This is a genomic window from Xanthomonas sp. JL1 (assembly GCF_038405005.1).
Genome location: NZ_JBBYGR010000052.1, coordinates 23,539 through 39,098, shown reverse-complemented (window position 1 = coordinate 39,098; position 15,560 = coordinate 23,539). Strand labels below are relative to the sequence as shown.

Below are 15,560 nucleotides of genomic sequence, written 5' to 3'. Positions count from 1 at the left end.
GCAATGTCTACGATCGATACGACTGAAAAACGCGAGCGCGGTGACGCAGCGTTGTTCGATGCCGCCGTACTGGTTGCGGCGATGCGTGCTGCCTTCGGCAAGTTGGCACCGCGGCATCTGTTGCGCAGCCCGGTGATGGCGGTGGTGATGGGCGGCACGGTGCTGGCAGCGGTGATCACCGCCAGCGGGCATGCGCATGCCGGCTTCGGCTGGGCGGTGACGGCGATTTTGTTCGTCACCGTGTTGTTCGGCAATTTTGCCGAAGCCATTGCCGAGGCGCGTGGCCGCGGCCAGGCCGCCTCGTTGCGGCGGGCGCGCAAGGACCTGGTGGCACGCCGGGTGGAAACCGCACTGGGTGGCCGCGAAACCCGCGTGCCGGCGGCAGAACTGCGCCCGGGCGATTACGTCATGGTGTCCGAAGGCGAATTCGTACCGGCCGATGGCGAGATCGTGCGTGGTGTTGCCACCATCAACGAAGCAGCGGTGACCGGTGAATCGGCACCGGTGTTGCGCGAGGCCGGCACCGACCGCAGCGGCGTCATCGGTGGCACGCGCGTGCTCTCCGACGAGATCGTGTTCAAGGTCACCGCCGAGCCGGGGCACAGCTTTCTCGATCGCATGATCGCGTTGGTGGAAGGCGCCAATCGGCAGAAGACGCCGAACGAGATCGCGCTGACCTTGTTGCTGGCCGCGATGACGCTGACGTTTTTGATCGTGGTGGCGTCGTTGCCGGCAATTGCGGGCTTTGTCGGCGTCACGCTGGATCCGCTGCTGCTGATCGCGTTGCTGGTGTGCCTGATCCCGACCACCATCGGCGGGCTGTTGCCGGCAATTGGTATCGCCGGTATGAACCGCGCGCTGTCGGCCAATGTGTTGGCCAAATCCGGCAAGGCAGTGGAAGTGGCCGGCGACGTGGATGTGCTGCTGCTCGACAAGACCGGCACCATTACCTATGGCGACCGCCAGGCCACCGCATTCCATCCCCTGGCTGGCGTCGATCGCGCACAACTGCGCGATGCGGCCATGCTTGCCTCGCTGGCCGATCCGACGCCGGAAGGGAAATCCATCGTCAAGCTGGCGCGTCAGCAAGGTGCCGTCGCAGTGGAGGCCGAGGGTGCGCATTTCATCGCGTTCACCGCACAGACGCGCATGTCCGGTGTCGATCTTGGCGGGCGCAGCATCCGCAAGGGCGCCGGCGATTCGATCGTGGCGTATGTGCAGGGCATGGGCGCCACGGTGTCGCCCGAATTGCAGGGCCGTATCGAAGAAGTGGCGCGTGGCGGCGCCACACCGTTGGTGGTGGCCGAAGGCCGCCATGTGCTCGGTGTGGTCGAGTTGAGCGACGTGGTCAAGCAGGGCATCAAGGAAAAGTTCGCGCAGTTGCGTGCGATGGGCATCAAGACGGTGATGATCACCGGCGACAACCCGCTCACCGCTGCCGCGATTGCTGCCGAAGCCGGTGTGGACGACTACATCGCCCAGGCACGTCCGGAAGACAAGCTGGCACGCATCCGGGCCGAGCAGACGGGCGGGCGGTTGGTGGCGATGGTCGGCGACGGCACCAACGACGCACCGGCGCTTGCGCAGGCCGACGTGGGTCTGGCGATGAACTCCGGCACGCAAGCCGCCAAGGAAGCCGGCAACATGGTGGATCTGGATTCGGATCCGGCCAAGCTGCTGGCGGTGGTGGAAGTGGGCAAACAGCAGTTGATTACGCGCGGTGCGTTGACCACGTTCTCGCTGGCCAACGACGTTTCCAAATACTTCGCGATCCTGCCGGCGCTGTTTGCTGCCGCCATCCCGTCGATGACAGCGCTCAACGTGATGCAGCTCTCCAGCCCGCGCCATGCGGTATTGGCGGCGTTGATCTTCAATGCGTTGATCATTCCGGCATTGATTCCGCTGGCATTGCGCGGCGTCCGTTTTCGTCCTTCCAGCGCCACCGCGCTGTTGCGCCGAAACATGTTGATCTACGGCGTGGGTGGCGTGTTGCTGCCGTTCGTTGCGATCAAAGTGATCGATCTGGTGCTGGTCGCCGTCTTCGGTGTCTGAGCCACGTGTGATGCACCTTTCTTCTTCTGAGATCATGTCCATGTCTTCTTCCTTGCCGTTACGCGACGACGGCGCCCTGCGCGGTTCGCTGATGCTCGCGGTATTCACCCTGTTCGGCCTGGGCCTGGCCTACTCGCTGGTCGCCACCGGCATCACCGGCGCACTGTTCTCCGAGCAAGCCACCGGTTCGCTGGTGCGTGTCGATGCGCGCGTTGTCGGCTCGGCATTGGTTGCGCAGCCGTTTACCGATGCGCGCTATTTTCAGCCGCGTCCGTCGGCCGCCAAGTACGACCTCACCGCCGCGTCGGGCAGTAACCAGGCACGCTCCAATCCCGATTTGCTGGCCCGTATCGCTGCCACCCGTGCGCAAGTGGCCAAACGCGACGGCATCGCCCCGGAGGCGGTGCCGGGCGAGCTGCTGACGCAATCCGGCAGTGGCCTGGACCCGCACCTGAGCCCGGCCGGCGCACAGGTGCAGATCCGCCGCGTGGCCGCCGCACGCGGCTTGCCCGAGCAACGCGTTGCTGCACTGGTGCAAGCTGCGACCGAAGCGCCACAGTTCGGTCTGCTTGGGCAACCGCGGGTCAACGTGCTCGCCCTGAATCTGGCGCTGGATAAGGCCGGCAATGGGGAGTCGGGAAGGGACAATGGTGTGAAGCAAGCGTACTAGAATCATCACGCAGCTGTACGCTCTGCGATTCCCGATTGCCCGATTGCCCGAATGAACGACGCCCGCACCCAGCAAGCCGATGCCTTGATCGGCGAATTACAGCGCGAACACGGTGGGCGGTTGACGGTGTTCCTGGGTGCCGCGCCGGGGGTGGGCAAGACCTACGCCATGTTGTCGCGGGCGCGCGAGCGCCTGCGGCAGGGCATGGATGTGGTGGCCGGTGTGGTGGAGACGCACGGGCGCAGCGAAACCGCTGCGTTGCTGGAGGGTTTGCCGCTGCTGCCGCGCGCGCGCGTGAGTTACCAGGGCCGCATGCTGGAAGAACTCGATCTGGATGCATTGCTGGCACGCAAACCGCGGCTGGCCCTGATCGATGAGCTGGCGCACCGCAACGTGCCCGGCAGCCGCCATGAGCGGCGCTGGCAAGACATCGTGGAGTTGCTCGATGCCGGCATCGACGTCTATACCACGGTCAACATCCAGCACCTGGAAAGCCTCAACGACATCGTGCTGCGCATCACCGGCGTGCGCGTGTCCGAGACCGTGCCCGATGCCGTGTTCGACCGCCTGCGCGACATCGTGCTGGTCGATCTGCCGCCACGCGAACTGATCGAGCGCCTGCAACAGGGCAAGGTGTACCTGCCCGAGCAGGCCACGCAGGCGTTGCAGGCGTTTTTCTCGCCATCCAATCTCACCGCGTTGCGCGAGCTGGCGATGCAGACCGCTGCCGACCGCGTCGACAGCGATCTGCGCGACACCCAGGCCGCGCGCGGTTTGCCTGGCACCGCCGCGTTGCGACGCCGCGTGGTGGTAGCCATCGATGGCCGTGGCAGCTCGGATTATCTGGTGCGCGTGGCGCGGCGTCTGTCGGAGCGGCGCGATGCACCGTGGACGGTAGTCACCGTGCAGACCCGCACCGTGACCGATGCGGCCTGGCGGCTGGAGATCGACCGTGCGTTCGCGTTGACGCGTCGCCTCGGTGGCGACACCTCGCTGCTGCACGGGACGAACGTCGCCGACGCCTTGCTGGATTTCGCCGCGCAAAACGGCATCTCCACCCTGGTGCTGGGGCGTACCCGCGAACGCCCGTTGGCACGCATGTTCAATCGCACGTTGACCCAGCAATTGTTGCAACGTGGCGCGCATTACGAACTGGTCATCGTCAGCTCCGCCGATGCGCGCGCACGCGCGCGTCAGCGTTGGCGTCATCCGCGCCAATGGCTGCAGCGATACGACCTGGTGTTCGCCGCGATTGCAGCAGCCGGTGCGGTGGGCGTGGCGTGGTTGCTGCAACGCTGGACCGACATCAACGACTTGTCGATGGTGTTCATCGTCGCGGTGGTGTTGGTGGCCTCGCGCACGCGCATGGCCGCTGCGGTGGTCGCCGCACTGCTGAGTTTTGTCGCCTACAACTTCTTTTTCATCGAACCGCGTTTCACCTTGCAGATCAGTGCGCGCCAGGGCGTGGTGACGGTGTGCATGTTCCTGATCGCCGCGTTGGTCGCCGGCCGGCTGGCCTCGCGTTTGCGCAGCCAGGTACTGGCCTTGCGCGCAGCCAATGCGCACGCCAACGTGTTGCAGGCGCTTGCCCGCCAGCTCAGCACCGCTGCCGATCTGGGCCAGGTGCTGGAAGCCGGCCGTCGCGCGCTGGCCACTGCGCTGGATGCCGACGTCTGGTTACGCCTGGAGCAGCGCGAAAGCGATGCCCCCACCAGCTTCGGTGCGCTCGATCGCAGCGCCGCCGATTGGACCCAGCGGCATGGCCAGCCCGCCGGCCGCTTCACCGATACCTTGGCCGGCGCGCAGTGGTGGTGCCTGCCGGTGCGCCATGAGCGCGGTACATTGGGCGTCGCTGCGTTGCGCTTTCGTCAGGGCGTGCAACGGCCCGGTCTGGAACAACGCCGCCTGGCCGAAGCGATGGTGGAAGACATCGGCCAGGCGGCGCTACGCACCCGCCTGGTCGCCGATCTGGAAGGCGCACGTGTGAGTGGCGAAACCGAGCGCCTGCGCTCGGCATTGTTGTCGTCGGTGTCGCACGACTTGCGCTCGCCGCTGGCCTCGATGATCGGCTCGGCCAGCAGCCTGGCCAGCTACGGCGATGCGATGGACGCGCACGATCGCCACAGCCTGCTCGACACCATCCAGCTTGAAGGCGAGCGACTGGATCGCTACATCCAGAATCTGCTTGATATGACCCGGCTTGGCCACACCGGGCTGACCGTGAATCGCGACTGGATCGGCGTGGACGAATTGATCGGCTCGGCCACCCGCCGCCTGCAGCGTTACCAGCCCGACGTGCGCCTGCAGCTGGACCTGGCCGCCGACCTGCCGGCGATCTGGGTGCATCCGGCGCTGGTGGAACAGGCCATCTTCAACGTGCTGGAAAATGCGGCGAAGTTCTCGCCGCCCGGCATCGCGGTCACCGTGCAGGCGACGCTGCGCAGCGGCGCGCTGCAGATCGACATCGGCGACCAGGGGCCGGGCATTCCCGAAGACGAGCGCGCGCGCATCTTCGACATGTTCTACAGCGTGGAACGCGGCGACCGTGGGCGCAACGGCACCGGCTTGGGCCTTGCCATCTGCCAGGGCATGATCGGCGCGCACGGCGGCAGCGTAGAGGCATTGGCAGGCGCGCATGGTCACGGCACCACAATTCGCATTACGCTGCCGTTGCTCGTTCCCGCCGCGCCACCTCGCCCCGATGCCGACTGACCTCACTGCCATCCCGCCCGCCCGTGTGCTGATCGTCGACGACGAGCCGCAGATCCGCCGTTTTCTCGATATCAGCCTGCGTGCGCAAGGCTACCGCGTGCTGCAGGCCGGCACCGCCGAAGAAGGCATGGCCTTGCTGGCCGGGCAGGGCGCCGAACTGGTGGTGCTGGACATCGGTCTGCCGGACCGCGACGGCCACGAGATGCTGCGCGAGATTCGTCAGTGGTCCAACGTGCCGGTGATCATGCTCACCGTGCGTGCCGGCGAAACCGAAAAGGTCGCCGCGCTCGATGCCGGCGCCAACGATTACGTCACCAAACCCTTCGGCGTGCAGGAATTGATGGCACGCATCCGCGTATTGCTGCGTCAGGCCGGTGCCGGCAGCACGGTGGAAGAAAGCGTGTTCGACGATGGCCGCCTGCACATCCATCTGGGCCTGCGCGAAGTCACCCTCAACGGCGAAGCCGTGCCGCTGAGCCGCAAGGAATACGCCTTGCTCGCACTGCTGCTCAAGCACGCCGGCCGCGTGGTGACCCAACCGCAATTGCTGCGCGAACTGTGGGGCCCCACCCACGAAGAAGACACCCACTACCTGCGCATCCTGGTCGGCAAACTGCGCCAGAAACTGCAGGACGATGCCGCCGCCCCGCATTACATCGTCACCGAACCCGGCGTGGGGCTGCGGTTTATCGGGGTGACGCGCTGAGGCAAGCGCGTCGCTAGGCGGGCGGCAACACCTTGCCAGGATTCAAGATCCCATCCGGGTCCAGTGCGGCCTTGATCGCACGCATCGCCGCCAGCGTGGATGCGCTGAACGCCTGTGCCATGAAATCGCGTTTGGCCACGCCGATGCCGTGTTCGCCGGAGAGCGTGCCTTCCAGTCCCAGCACCAGCGTAAACAGACGGGGCAGCGCGGCATGCGCACGCGCATCTTCGTCGGCATCGGCCGGGTCGTACATGATGTTGACGTGCAGGTTGCCGTTGCCGGCATGGCCGAAGGCGACGATGGGCAATGTGAATTCGGCAGCGAGCGCTTCCACGCCGGCCACCAGTGCGGGAATGCGCGACACCGGCACCACCACGTCTTCGTTGATCTTGCCGGGTTTGATGGTGCGCAAGGCCGGCGACAGGGCGCGGCGTGCCGCCCACAACTTGTCGCGTGCGCTGCCATCGGCGGCCACGTCCAGGCTCAGCACGCCTTCGCCATCGGCGGCATCGTGCAGGGCCTGCAATGCGTAAGGCAGTGTGTCGTGATCGCCATCGGCTTCGATCAACAGCATGGCGCCGGCGTCGGGCACGTCGCTGCCGTTGCGGCGTAGCAGTGCGATCGCGCTGGCATCCATGAATTCCAGCATGGTCGGCGTGGTCGGTTGCGCCATCAGCCGCGACACCGCCGCTGCGGCGCTGGACGCATCGCGATACAGCGCGCGCAAGCCGGCCTGTGCGATTGCGCGCGGGGTCAGTTTCAACGTGGCCTCGATGATGATCGCCAAGGTGCCTTCGCTGCCGACCAACAGATGCGTCAGGTCGTAGCCGGTGGAATTTTTGGTGTACGCACCGCCGCAGCGGATCACTTCGCCGGTGCCGGTCACCGCCACCAGGCCGAGTACGTTGTCGCGGGTGGCGCCGTATTTCACCGCGCGCGGTCCACCGGCGTTGGTGGATAAGTTGCCGCCGATACTGCAGATCTCCGCGCTGGACGGATCCGGTGGCCAGAACAATCCATGCGGCTGCAGCGCCTGCTGCAAGTCGCCATTGAGCAGGCCCGGTTGCACCACTGCGCAGCGGTCTTCCGGTCGCAGCGCAACGATGCGATTCATGCGCGCCATCGACAGCACCACGCCGCCGGAAAATGGCACTGCCGCGCCGGTGGTGCCGGTGCCGGCGCCGCGCGCCACGATCGGCACGCCATAGGCGCGACACGCCTGCACGATCGCCACGACGTCATCGGTGTCGCGCGGCAAGGCGACGGCAGCAGGCAATGCCCAGCGGCGCGAATCGTCTTCGCCATAGCGGCGGCGCGCATCGTCGCCGGTCAACCAGCCATCGGCATCCAGGCGCGCGGCCAACAGCTCGGCAAGTGCGGTGGGAAGTACATCGGTCATGACACGCGATCCTGTGGTGCCGCGCGCTGGATGCATTTCCACCCCAGCACGGCGACGGTGAGCGGCAACCAGACCCAGCGCAGCTCGGAGAGCAACGTGGTCAGGCCGTGCGCATTGAAGAAGCCGGTCGCGAACGGCGACACTCGGATCGGCCGCCACGGTGCGAACCAGCGCGTCCCGCTCCACGGCCAACCCAGCGCAACGCCCAGGCCGCCGGAGGTCATCGCATCCAGCAGCGGGTGCGATGCGGTGCAGACGCACAAAAGCACAGCTGCCTGCACGGCATCCGCTCGCAACAGACGATGTGCCGCAGCGCCGAACAACGCCATCAACGCGGCGAACAACAACAAGTGGCTGGCGCCACGGTGGCCGAACGCATCGGCGTAGGGAATATGCAGCGCGAACGCCAACACATCGGCATCCGGCACCATGGCGGCCACGACACCGGCCACGAGCAGGCGCGGCCAGATGCGCCTGCGTTCACTGGCGCACCACAGCGCCAGAGGCACGGCAGTGTGGGTCATGATGGTTGGCATCGGAACGTCGGGGTGCGCGTCGGCGGCGGTCAGCAATCGTCGGCGCGGAACGCGTCGCGGATCCAGTGCAATACCGGCGGTTCGCCGCTGGCATCGACCACATCGAAGCGGCAGGGCAGCGCTGCCAGTGCGGGGTGAGCGCCAAGAAACAGCTGCGCAGCCAGCACCAGCTTGCGGCGCTTGCGCCAGTCCACCGATGCCGCGCCGCCACCGAAGCGATCGTCGCGCCGGTAGCGCACTTCCACAAACACCAGCGATTGCCCATCGCGCATCACCAGATCCAGTTCGCCGCCGCGGTAGTTGGCATTGCCGACCACCAACCGCAGACCGGCCTGCTCCAGCAATGCGCGTGCGGCCGCTTCGACCCCCGCACCACGCTGCTGACGCGCTGCCGGCATGGCCTCAGCGGCCGTCGGCGATCGGGGTCGGACGGCCACCGCTGAAGGTGGACCAGGCCGGCGTGCGCAGCACATTGCCGAAGCCATCCAGGTGCAAGGTGCCGGTGGCGCCGTGCAGGCCGCCATCGCTGCCGGTGGCGAGTTTTTCCAGGTACGCAGTGATCTTCCAGGCGTCGTAGCCGAATGCGAACAGGCGGGCGGCCGGGCCGCGTGCGCTGGGCAGGGTGCTGGCCACCTCGCTCACTGCCGGCAGGCCGGACACGCCCAGGACGGTCCACGTTTCGCTCGGGTAGACGATGCCATCCAGCACCAGATCGTCTTCGACCTTGCCGGTGCCGGCCACCAACTGCGATGTGCCCACGCGCGACTTGCCGGCGAACCCGGCCAGTGCCAGCTGCGGCGCCAGCGCACGTGCAGTGTTGCCGCGCACTGCCAGGAACACCGCATCGGCCGTGCCGTAATTGCGCAACTGCGCACCGATATCGCCCGGCGCATCGGCCACGCTGATGCTGCCGGCGACGGTGCCGCCGCGTTCGGTGAAGCGGTCGCGGAAGGCCTTGATGGTGCGCTTGCCGTTGTCGTCGCTGGTGCCGACGATCAGCACGTTGCGGCGTTCGCGCGAGAGCAGATATTCGGCGGCCATGATGCCGTCGTCTTCCGGCGCCAGCGAGAACCCGGCGCTGCCGCTGGGTGGGGCCTTGTTGTCGGTGGGGCGGTTGAGCGCCAGCACCGGCACCGCCAGCTGGCCGCGCGCGAACAGCGCGCTGACTTCGTCGCGCCCCAACGGGCCAACCACGTAATCCACCCCGGCACTCACGGCCTTGTCATAGGCGGCATTGGCACCGGCTGGCGTGCCGGCGGTGTCGAAGAATTGCACTTCCGGGCGACGGCGGGTTTCCGCGTAGTAGCCGGCCAGCAGGCCATCGCGCACCGGCGCGGCGACGGTGGCCAGGTTGCCGGTGATCGGCAACAGCACACCCAGCTTGACCGGTGGGCGGTAGCCATCGCGTTCGGCCGGCGGGCGCTTGCTGGTGTCGAAGCCCCACTGCGCATCGCGCTCGAACGCGCGCGGCAGTCCCAGACCGCGGCTGATCAACGCGCGCCCAGCGAAGTTGTACAGCGGGTCGCCGGCCGGCAGTGCGGCGGTGCGGCCCTTGAGGGTGGCGTCGTCGAGGGCGGCGAGCAGGCGCACGATCGCGCGCTGGTTCTCGCTGCGCGCGGTGCCGGTCAGGCTGGCATCGGCGCGCGCGCGGTTGGCGGCCGCGCCGAACAGGTCGCCGGTCGCTTCCAGTGCGGCGGTGCGTGCCATAAACCAACGCGTCTGCAGCGGCTGGGTCAGTCCCTGCGGGCTGTCGCCCAGCGCCTGTAACGCCTGCACACTCTGCTTGTCGATCACCGCCAACTCGCCGGTGAGCAGCCCGAAGCGGGCGCGTTCCTCGCCGCTCAGCTGGCGCGCGTTGACCTGCGCCAGCAACGTACGGGCACGCGCATCGTCGCCAGCGTCGTGCCAACCGAACGCGGCCGCAGCCAGCAATCGGCTGCGCTGCACTCCGCTGGCACTGGCGGCTTCGGCTTCCAGCTGCTGCGCGGCTTCGCGCGGCTCGCTCTGGTCCAGCAGCGCCAATGCCGCGCTCGGCGTCGGCGAAGCGGTCGGCGTGACGCTGCTGGTGGCGCAACCGGCGGCCAGCATCACCATCAGCGAGAGGGCGGAGATCCTTGCAACACGCTTGTTCATTTCAGATCCATTGGACAGGGGCCGCCAGGGCGGACTGTTAAAAACGCTACGATTCTACCCTTTGCCCCCGGAAAACCGCTGATGACGTCCCCTGGAACCCTGCACGTGGTCGCCACGCCGATCGGCAACCTGGCCGACCTGTCGCCGCGCGCGCAGGAGGTGCTGCGTGGCGTGGCCGCAATCTGCGCCGAGGACACCCGCCACACTCGCCAGTTGCTCAGCCATTTCAGCATCGACCGCCCACTGCTGGCTCTGCACGACCACAACGAAGAGGCCATGTCCGAACGCATCGTGGCACGCCTGCGCGAGGGCGAATCGCTGGCCATCGTCAGCGACGCCGGCACCCCGCTAGTGAGTGACCCTGGCTTCAAGCTGGTGCGCGCCGCCCGCGCCGCCGGCATCAAGGTCAGCCCCGTACCCGGCGCCTGTGCTGCGATTGCCGCGCTCAGCGTCGCCGGCCTGCCCAGCGACCGTTTTGGCTTCGAAGGATTTCTGCCGGCAAAGAGCGCCGCCCGCCGCGAGCGCCTGACGCGGCTGGCCGGCGAGACCCGTACCCTGGTGTTCTACGAATCGTCGCACCGCATCGTCGAATCACTGGCCGACCTGCGCTTGGCCTTCGGCGACGAACGCCCGGCGGTCATTGCCCGCGAGCTGACCAAACTGTTCGAAACCGTACTCGACGGCACCCTGGCGCAACTGCAGGCCCAGGTCGAAGCCGACGACAACCAGCGCAAGGGCGAGTTCGTGGTAATGGTGCAAGGTGCCGCCGATGCCGCCGACGGCCAGCTCGCCGAAGGCCGCCGCGTCTACGCCAAGCTCGCCGAACACCTGCCGCCGTCCACCGCCGCCAAGCTCGCGGCCGAGCTGACCGGCGCGCCGCGGAAGGCCTTGTATGGCGGCTAGGCTTGCCGTTGCAGGGCCGTGCCTGGAGGCGAATGTGGTTGGTCGGTACGGCTTCTCGCGCCCAGATGCGCTCCTACGGGGCAATGGCAAGCTTGAAATCGCCGTGCCGTTCTGCATGGTGGCGATAGCGTAGAATGCGCCCCGGCGGAGTCGGCCAGACAGTCGCGTCACTCGCAAGAGTGCCGAGGAAAGTCCGGGCTCCATAGGGCAAGGTGCCAGGTAACGCCTGGGCGGCGCAAGCCGACGGACAGTGCAACAGAAAGATACCGCCTACGTTCCTTTCGGGGAGCCGGTAAGGGTGAAATGGTGCGGTAAGAGCGCACCGCGAGTCCGGTAACGGACCGGCACGGCAAACCCCACCTGGAGCAAGACCAAATAGGGATCCATTGGCGTGGCCCGCGCTGGATCCGGGTAGGTTGCTTGAGCGCTGCGGTGACGTAGCGCCTAGACGAATGACTGTCCACGACAGAACCCGGCTTATCGGCCGGCTCCGCCGCCTTCTTTGGGCGTTCGCCCGTCGAAGGCGCCCACGCTTCGTACCGCCGTTGGCGTTACAAAACGCGGGTCCCGCTCCGGGCATGCCACGTCCTCGCGGCTGTCGCCGCTCCCCCTTGACTCAAGGGGGCTTGCAGGTAGGTAGTTGGTCGAGGCTCTCGCCACGCGCTGCCGCCTTCTTTGGGCGTTCGCCCTTCGAAGGTGTCCACGCTTCGTACCGCCGTTGGCGGTACAAAACGCGGGTCCCGCTCCGGGCATGCCACATCCCCGCGGCTGTCGCCGCGCCCCCTTGACTCAAGGGGGCTTGCAGGTAGGTAGTTGGTCGAGGCTCTCGCCACGCGATCGACTCCCTTCCACCGCGTGCGGGGGAAGGTGCCCGAAGGGCGGATGGGGGCACGCAATTCGAAATGCCTGCAACTGCGTTTGGCGCTAGCCGAACGAGCGGGTGAATAGCTCCTCCAGGGCGTCGATGATGAGTTGGCCCTGGTCTTTCAATGTGCCGGCAGGTTTGTTGAGCACGGCCAGCGGCACCGAAGTCGTTTCCAGCGGTTGCAGGATGACGCTGTGGCCGGCCACGGTGAGTTCCGGGGTGACGCGGGATGGGGTCGGGGACTGCGTGGACTTTCGGACCAGGGGGATGACGACGCGGCGTGGTGCGGCGTCGAAAATTTTCGACTGAACGACGACCACGTACGGGATGTTCTTGTTCTGGCCGACATTGGCGTAGACATCGAACTGGTCGGTCAATAAGTGTGGAGAACTCGTCGGCGAAGGAGCCGTGCGCCTCAGTGAAGGCCTTCCATTCGCTCGCGGCGCGTTGCAGCGCAAGCGCTCTTGCGCTGTGGCTGTCGCGTTCCTTGGTGACGTACTCGGCCAGCAGCGCTTCGACCTTTGCCGAGAGATTGCCGGTCAGCGTGCGGGCTTGCGCCGCCAGGTCGGCGTTGATGTTCAGATTCAGCGGCTTCTTCTGCGCAGAAACATCGTAGTAGCGGTTCATGCGCTGGCGCCCGGCTTATGCGCATGCGATGCGCATGATCCTGGAGTGTCAACGCGCTCCCGGGATCTCCAACCGGGTCTCGCCCTGGAAGAGCCCGTTTGGGCCGAAACGGCGTTCATGGATAAAGCCCTGCCCTCGATCGTCCACCGCCACGATGGTGCTGGCGCGGGTGCCGTAGCTGGGTCCGGTGATGAAGGCGGCCGAGAGCAGGCGTTCGATGGGCAGGTCCACGCCGGTCTGCGGTAGCGCAGCATCGGGGGCGATGGCCGGGTTGCCCAACGCAGCCCACAGTGGCTGAAGGTCTTCATTGCCGTGGGCGCACCAGTGGCGCAGCACCTCGGTCAGTGCGGCGGTTTTGGGCCACAGCGCGTCCAGCGGTCCGTTAGACATGCCATGGATGCCCGCCGCCAGTGGCCGCGCCAGCGAAGGGTGATTGCTCAGGTGCTCGCAGCGGTCGGCGTCGCACAGTAAGAAGTTGAAGGGTGGGAACGCGTGGGCGGCGCCGGCCAGTGCGTCGGCGTACGCGGTAGCGCCCAGGCTGCCGGACAGATAGTCGGCAATCAGATTCCCGCGCGAGCGCCCCGAGGCGGTGGCAAGCGGGGCGCGAACGTTGGTGACCACCGCAGCGCGGCCGTCCTGACCCAGGCCCACCCAGCTGCCGCCAGAGCGCAGGTCGCGGCCCGCAAGCACGTTCTCTGCCGGTGCCGCCCACTGCGCCAGCGCCGCGGTGGGGCGTTCGTGGAATTCATCGCGGTTGCCGGCTAGCAGCAGGCACCAGCGCGGATGGGTTTTCCAGGCAAGAGCGACCAGGCACATGGCGTCGATTGTCGCCGGTTTGCGCAGTTGCGGTCTGCCGCTGGCGCAGCGTGAAGTGAGACTGGGGTCGGGTTTACATGGTCTTCACGCCCCTGAATTTCCGTTCAATCTCAAAATCTGAGACGAAACAGCAACTTGTGGATAACCTTTGAACAAGTCTCTAAAGAGTGCTGCAACTCATTGATGCGACTAGCGATTTATGGACCTCAAAGTTGTTGACAACCTTTGATGCGCTGCTAAGGTGGGCAACGGAGGGAAAACCAGGTGTTTTGTGGTTTTTCGTGGTTCAATGATCCCCCAGCGGGTATTCGAGGTTGCATTCGGTGTTTCAGGGCGAGACTGCCATCACGGTGGACGACAAGGGGCGTATGGCGGTGCCAACCGCATACCGCGACCTCGTTACGCGTGTCAGCGGCAACCGCCTGGTACTCACCTACAACCCGTTCGAAGCCGGATGCCTGTGGCTGTACGCGGAAAAGGAGTGGGAACGGGTGCGCGACGATGTGATGTCCAAGCCCAATACCCAGCGCGTGATCCGCACGCTGCAGCAAAAACTGGTGGGTTCTTCGGCCGTGCTCGAGCTGGACGCCAATGGCCGTCTGAGCATCCCGGCCAGCCATCGCAATGCGGTTGGCATCGAGAAAAAAGCCGTGCTGCTGGGTATGGGCGACAAATTCGAACTCTGGAGCGAGCAGGCACATCGCGCACTGATCCAGCAGACATTGTCTGACGGGGATCTGGGCGATGAATTGCTCGATCTCAGGTTGTGAGCCGGGGTGCCCGGATGCGCGGTGAAGCGCAGCCCGGTCACCCGGTGTCGCAGCCGCCGGCGGCCCATGTGCCGGTGCTCTACACGCAGGTTCTGGATGGCCTGCAAGTGACCGAAAACGGAACCTATCTCGATGGCACGTTCGGACGTGGCGGACACGCACGCGGCGTGCTGGAACACCTTGGCCCGGGAGGTCGACTGCTGGTGATGGACAAGGACCCTGAAGCGATCGCAGTGGCCGAACAGACGTTCGGTGGCGATGCGCGCGTGTCCATCCATCGCGGTAGTTTCGCCGGGCTCGGTCAGGTGGTTGCCGCTGCCACTGTCGACGGCATCCTGCTGGATCTGGGCGTGTCTTCGCCGCAGCTGGAGGTGGCCGGGCGCGGTTTCAGCTTCGGCAAGGACGGCCCGCTGGACATGCGCATGGACCCGGACAGCGGCCAGAGCGCGGCGCAGTGGCTGGCGCAGGCGACCGATCGCGAGATCGCCGATGTGCTGTGGACCTATGGCGAAGAACGCCAGAGCCGCCGCATCGCGCGCGCCATCGTGGCGCGCCGCGCCGAACAGCCGCTGCTGCGCACCGCCCAACTGGCCGATCTGATCGCCTCGGTGATGCCGCGCGGCGACAGCAAGACCCACCCGGCCACACGCAGCTTTCAGGCGATCCGCATCTACATCAATCGCGAACTCGACGATCTGGAAACCGGCCTGGATGCAGCGCTTGCCGCGCTCAAGCCCGGCGGCCGGCTGGCGGTGATCAGCTTCCATTCGCTGGAAGATCGCATCGTCAAACAATTCATGGCCCGCTACGCCAAGGCCCCGCCGAGCAATCGCCGCCTGCCCGAAGCGCAGCCGTTCGTGCCGACGCTGCAATTGGTGAGCGGCGCGATCAAGGCCGACGACGCCGAATTGAACGTCAACCCACGCGCCCGCAGCGCGGTGCTGCGGGTGGCTGAAAAGTTGGAATTGGGGATTGGGGATTCGGGATTGGAGAGGCGCTCTGGGCGAATCCCCAATCCCCAATCCCCAATCCCGGCGTCTCAAGGAGACGCCCGATGAGCCGCCTGCTGCTCCTCGTGCTGCTTGCCTGCAGCATCGCGTCGGCGATCGGTGTCGTGTACATGCGCCACATGCATCGCAAGCTGTTCGTGCAGTTGTCCAAGCTCGAACACACGCGCGACGAGTTGAATATCGAATTCGGCCGGCTGCAGCTGGAGCAGGCCACGTGGGCGGAAAGCAATCGGGTCGATCAGGTCGCGCGTGCGCGTATCGGGATGAAGTTCCCGGAGACCAACGACATCGTGGTGATACGCCCATGACAAAGCAGAAGAGCATCTGTTTTGCACAGCAAAGCAGCACGCAGGGTGGCGCA

General features: G+C 66.3%; 14 protein-coding genes, 1 other RNA gene and 1 pseudogene. 9 read left to right on the top strand and 7 right to left on the bottom strand.

Features of this window, described 5'->3' with window-relative positions; genetic code table 11:
• The first annotated feature begins 3 nt into the window (after window positions 1-3).
• Genes kdpB through WJW29_RS12215 form a run of 4 tightly spaced genes read left to right on the top strand, consistent with a single transcriptional unit; the run spans window position 4 to window position 6,140 of the window.
• Window positions 4-2,052 carry a potassium-transporting ATPase subunit KdpB gene (gene kdpB, locus WJW29_RS12230; protein ID WP_011260249.1) on the top strand — a complete coding sequence of 683 codons (2,049 nt, stop codon included), beginning with the start codon at window positions 4-6 and terminating at the stop codon, window positions 2,050-2,052.
• A 40-nt stretch (window positions 2,053-2,092) separates the two neighbouring features.
• On the top strand, window positions 2,093-2,722 hold the full coding sequence (gene kdpC / locus WJW29_RS12225; RefSeq protein ID WP_011409390.1) for a potassium-transporting ATPase subunit KdpC: 630 nt from the start codon (window positions 2,093-2,095) through the stop codon (window positions 2,720-2,722).
• A gap of 51 nt (window positions 2,723-2,773) precedes the next feature.
• Window positions 2,774-5,434, top strand: coding sequence for a sensor histidine kinase KdpD (locus WJW29_RS12220; RefSeq protein ID WP_011260247.1), 2,661 nt, complete (start codon window positions 2,774-2,776; stop codon window positions 5,432-5,434).
• Window positions 5,424-6,140 carry a response regulator gene (locus WJW29_RS12215; protein WP_011409389.1) on the top strand — a complete coding sequence of 239 codons (717 nt, stop codon included), beginning with the start codon at window positions 5,424-5,426 and terminating at the stop codon, window positions 6,138-6,140. The genes WJW29_RS12220 and WJW29_RS12215 overlap by 11 nt, the downstream gene beginning before the upstream one ends.
• A 13-nt stretch (window positions 6,141-6,153) precedes the next feature.
• On the opposite strand, the gene WJW29_RS12210 is transcribed toward WJW29_RS12215, so the two are convergent.
• The 4 genes from WJW29_RS12210 to WJW29_RS12195 are packed head-to-tail and all read right to left on the bottom strand — an operon-like array spanning window position 6,154 to window position 10,169.
• The gene (locus WJW29_RS12210) at window positions 6,154-7,539 is read right to left on the bottom strand and encodes an FAD-linked oxidase C-terminal domain-containing protein (protein ID WP_012444181.1); all 1,386 of its coding nucleotides are present in this window, start codon (window positions 7,537-7,539) and stop codon (window positions 6,154-6,156) included.
• Window positions 7,536-8,075 (bottom strand): metal-dependent hydrolase, encoded by a 540-nt coding sequence (locus tag WJW29_RS12205; RefSeq protein WP_011409387.1) that lies wholly within the window; start codon window positions 8,073-8,075, stop codon window positions 7,536-7,538. Before WJW29_RS12205 ends, WJW29_RS12210 begins: the two co-directional genes overlap by 4 nt.
• A 29-nt stretch (window positions 8,076-8,104) precedes the next feature.
• Window positions 8,105-8,473, bottom strand: a complete 369-nt coding sequence (locus WJW29_RS12200) for a YraN family protein (RefSeq protein ID WP_011409386.1) — start codon at window positions 8,471-8,473, stop codon at window positions 8,105-8,107.
• A gap of 4 nt (window positions 8,474-8,477) precedes the next feature.
• Window positions 8,478-10,169, bottom strand: a complete 1,692-nt coding sequence (locus WJW29_RS12195) for a penicillin-binding protein activator (RefSeq protein WP_027703224.1) — start codon at window positions 10,167-10,169, stop codon at window positions 8,478-8,480.
• Between the two features lie 120 nt (window positions 10,170-10,289).
• Between WJW29_RS12195 and rsmI the strand changes: the two genes are divergently transcribed.
• Window positions 10,290-11,111, top strand: a complete 822-nt coding sequence (gene rsmI, locus WJW29_RS12190) for a 16S rRNA (cytidine(1402)-2'-O)-methyltransferase (protein ID WP_011260241.1) — start codon at window positions 10,290-10,292, stop codon at window positions 11,109-11,111.
• A 146-nt stretch (window positions 11,112-11,257) separates the two neighbouring features.
• Window positions 11,258-11,607: RNase P RNA component class A (gene rnpB, locus WJW29_RS12185), an RNA gene on the top strand.
• Between the two features lie 428 nt (window positions 11,608-12,035).
• Here the strand turns inward: rnpB and WJW29_RS12180 are convergent.
• The 3 genes and pseudogenes from WJW29_RS12180 to WJW29_RS12170 all read right to left on the bottom strand — a co-directional run bounded on the left by WJW29_RS12180 (window position 12,036) and on the right by WJW29_RS12170 (window position 13,419).
• Window positions 12,036-12,353 (bottom strand): CcdB family protein, encoded by a 318-nt coding sequence (locus WJW29_RS12180; RefSeq protein ID WP_024710422.1) that lies wholly within the window; start codon window positions 12,351-12,353, stop codon window positions 12,036-12,038.
• Window position 12,354: 1 nt separating this feature from the next.
• Window positions 12,355-12,603 (bottom strand): annotated as a pseudogene (locus WJW29_RS12175) (type II toxin-antitoxin system CcdA family antitoxin); the annotation flags it as partial.
• 48 nt (window positions 12,604-12,651) lie between these two features.
• Window positions 12,652-13,419 (bottom strand): NRDE family protein, encoded by a 768-nt coding sequence (locus WJW29_RS12170; protein ID WP_011260239.1) that lies wholly within the window; start codon window positions 13,417-13,419, stop codon window positions 12,652-12,654.
• Between the two features lie 314 nt (window positions 13,420-13,733).
• Between WJW29_RS12170 and mraZ the strand changes: the two genes are divergently transcribed.
• From mraZ to ftsL, 3 genes are read left to right on the top strand one after another with little or no spacing between them, the layout of a single operon-like run.
• Entirely contained in the window at window positions 13,734-14,189 is a 456-nt protein-coding gene (mraZ, locus tag WJW29_RS12165) for a division/cell wall cluster transcriptional repressor MraZ (RefSeq protein WP_011260238.1), read from the top strand.
• A gap of 14 nt (window positions 14,190-14,203) precedes the next feature.
• On the top strand, window positions 14,204-15,247 hold the full coding sequence (gene rsmH, locus WJW29_RS12160; RefSeq protein ID WP_113084370.1) for a 16S rRNA (cytosine(1402)-N(4))-methyltransferase RsmH: 1,044 nt from the start codon (window positions 14,204-14,206) through the stop codon (window positions 15,245-15,247).
• Complete coding sequence (gene ftsL / locus WJW29_RS12155) at window positions 15,244-15,507, top strand: cell division protein FtsL (protein WP_011260236.1); 264 nt, start codon at window positions 15,244-15,246, stop codon at window positions 15,505-15,507. The genes rsmH and ftsL overlap by 4 nt, the downstream gene beginning before the upstream one ends.
• Window positions 15,508-15,560: the final 53 nt, after the last annotated feature.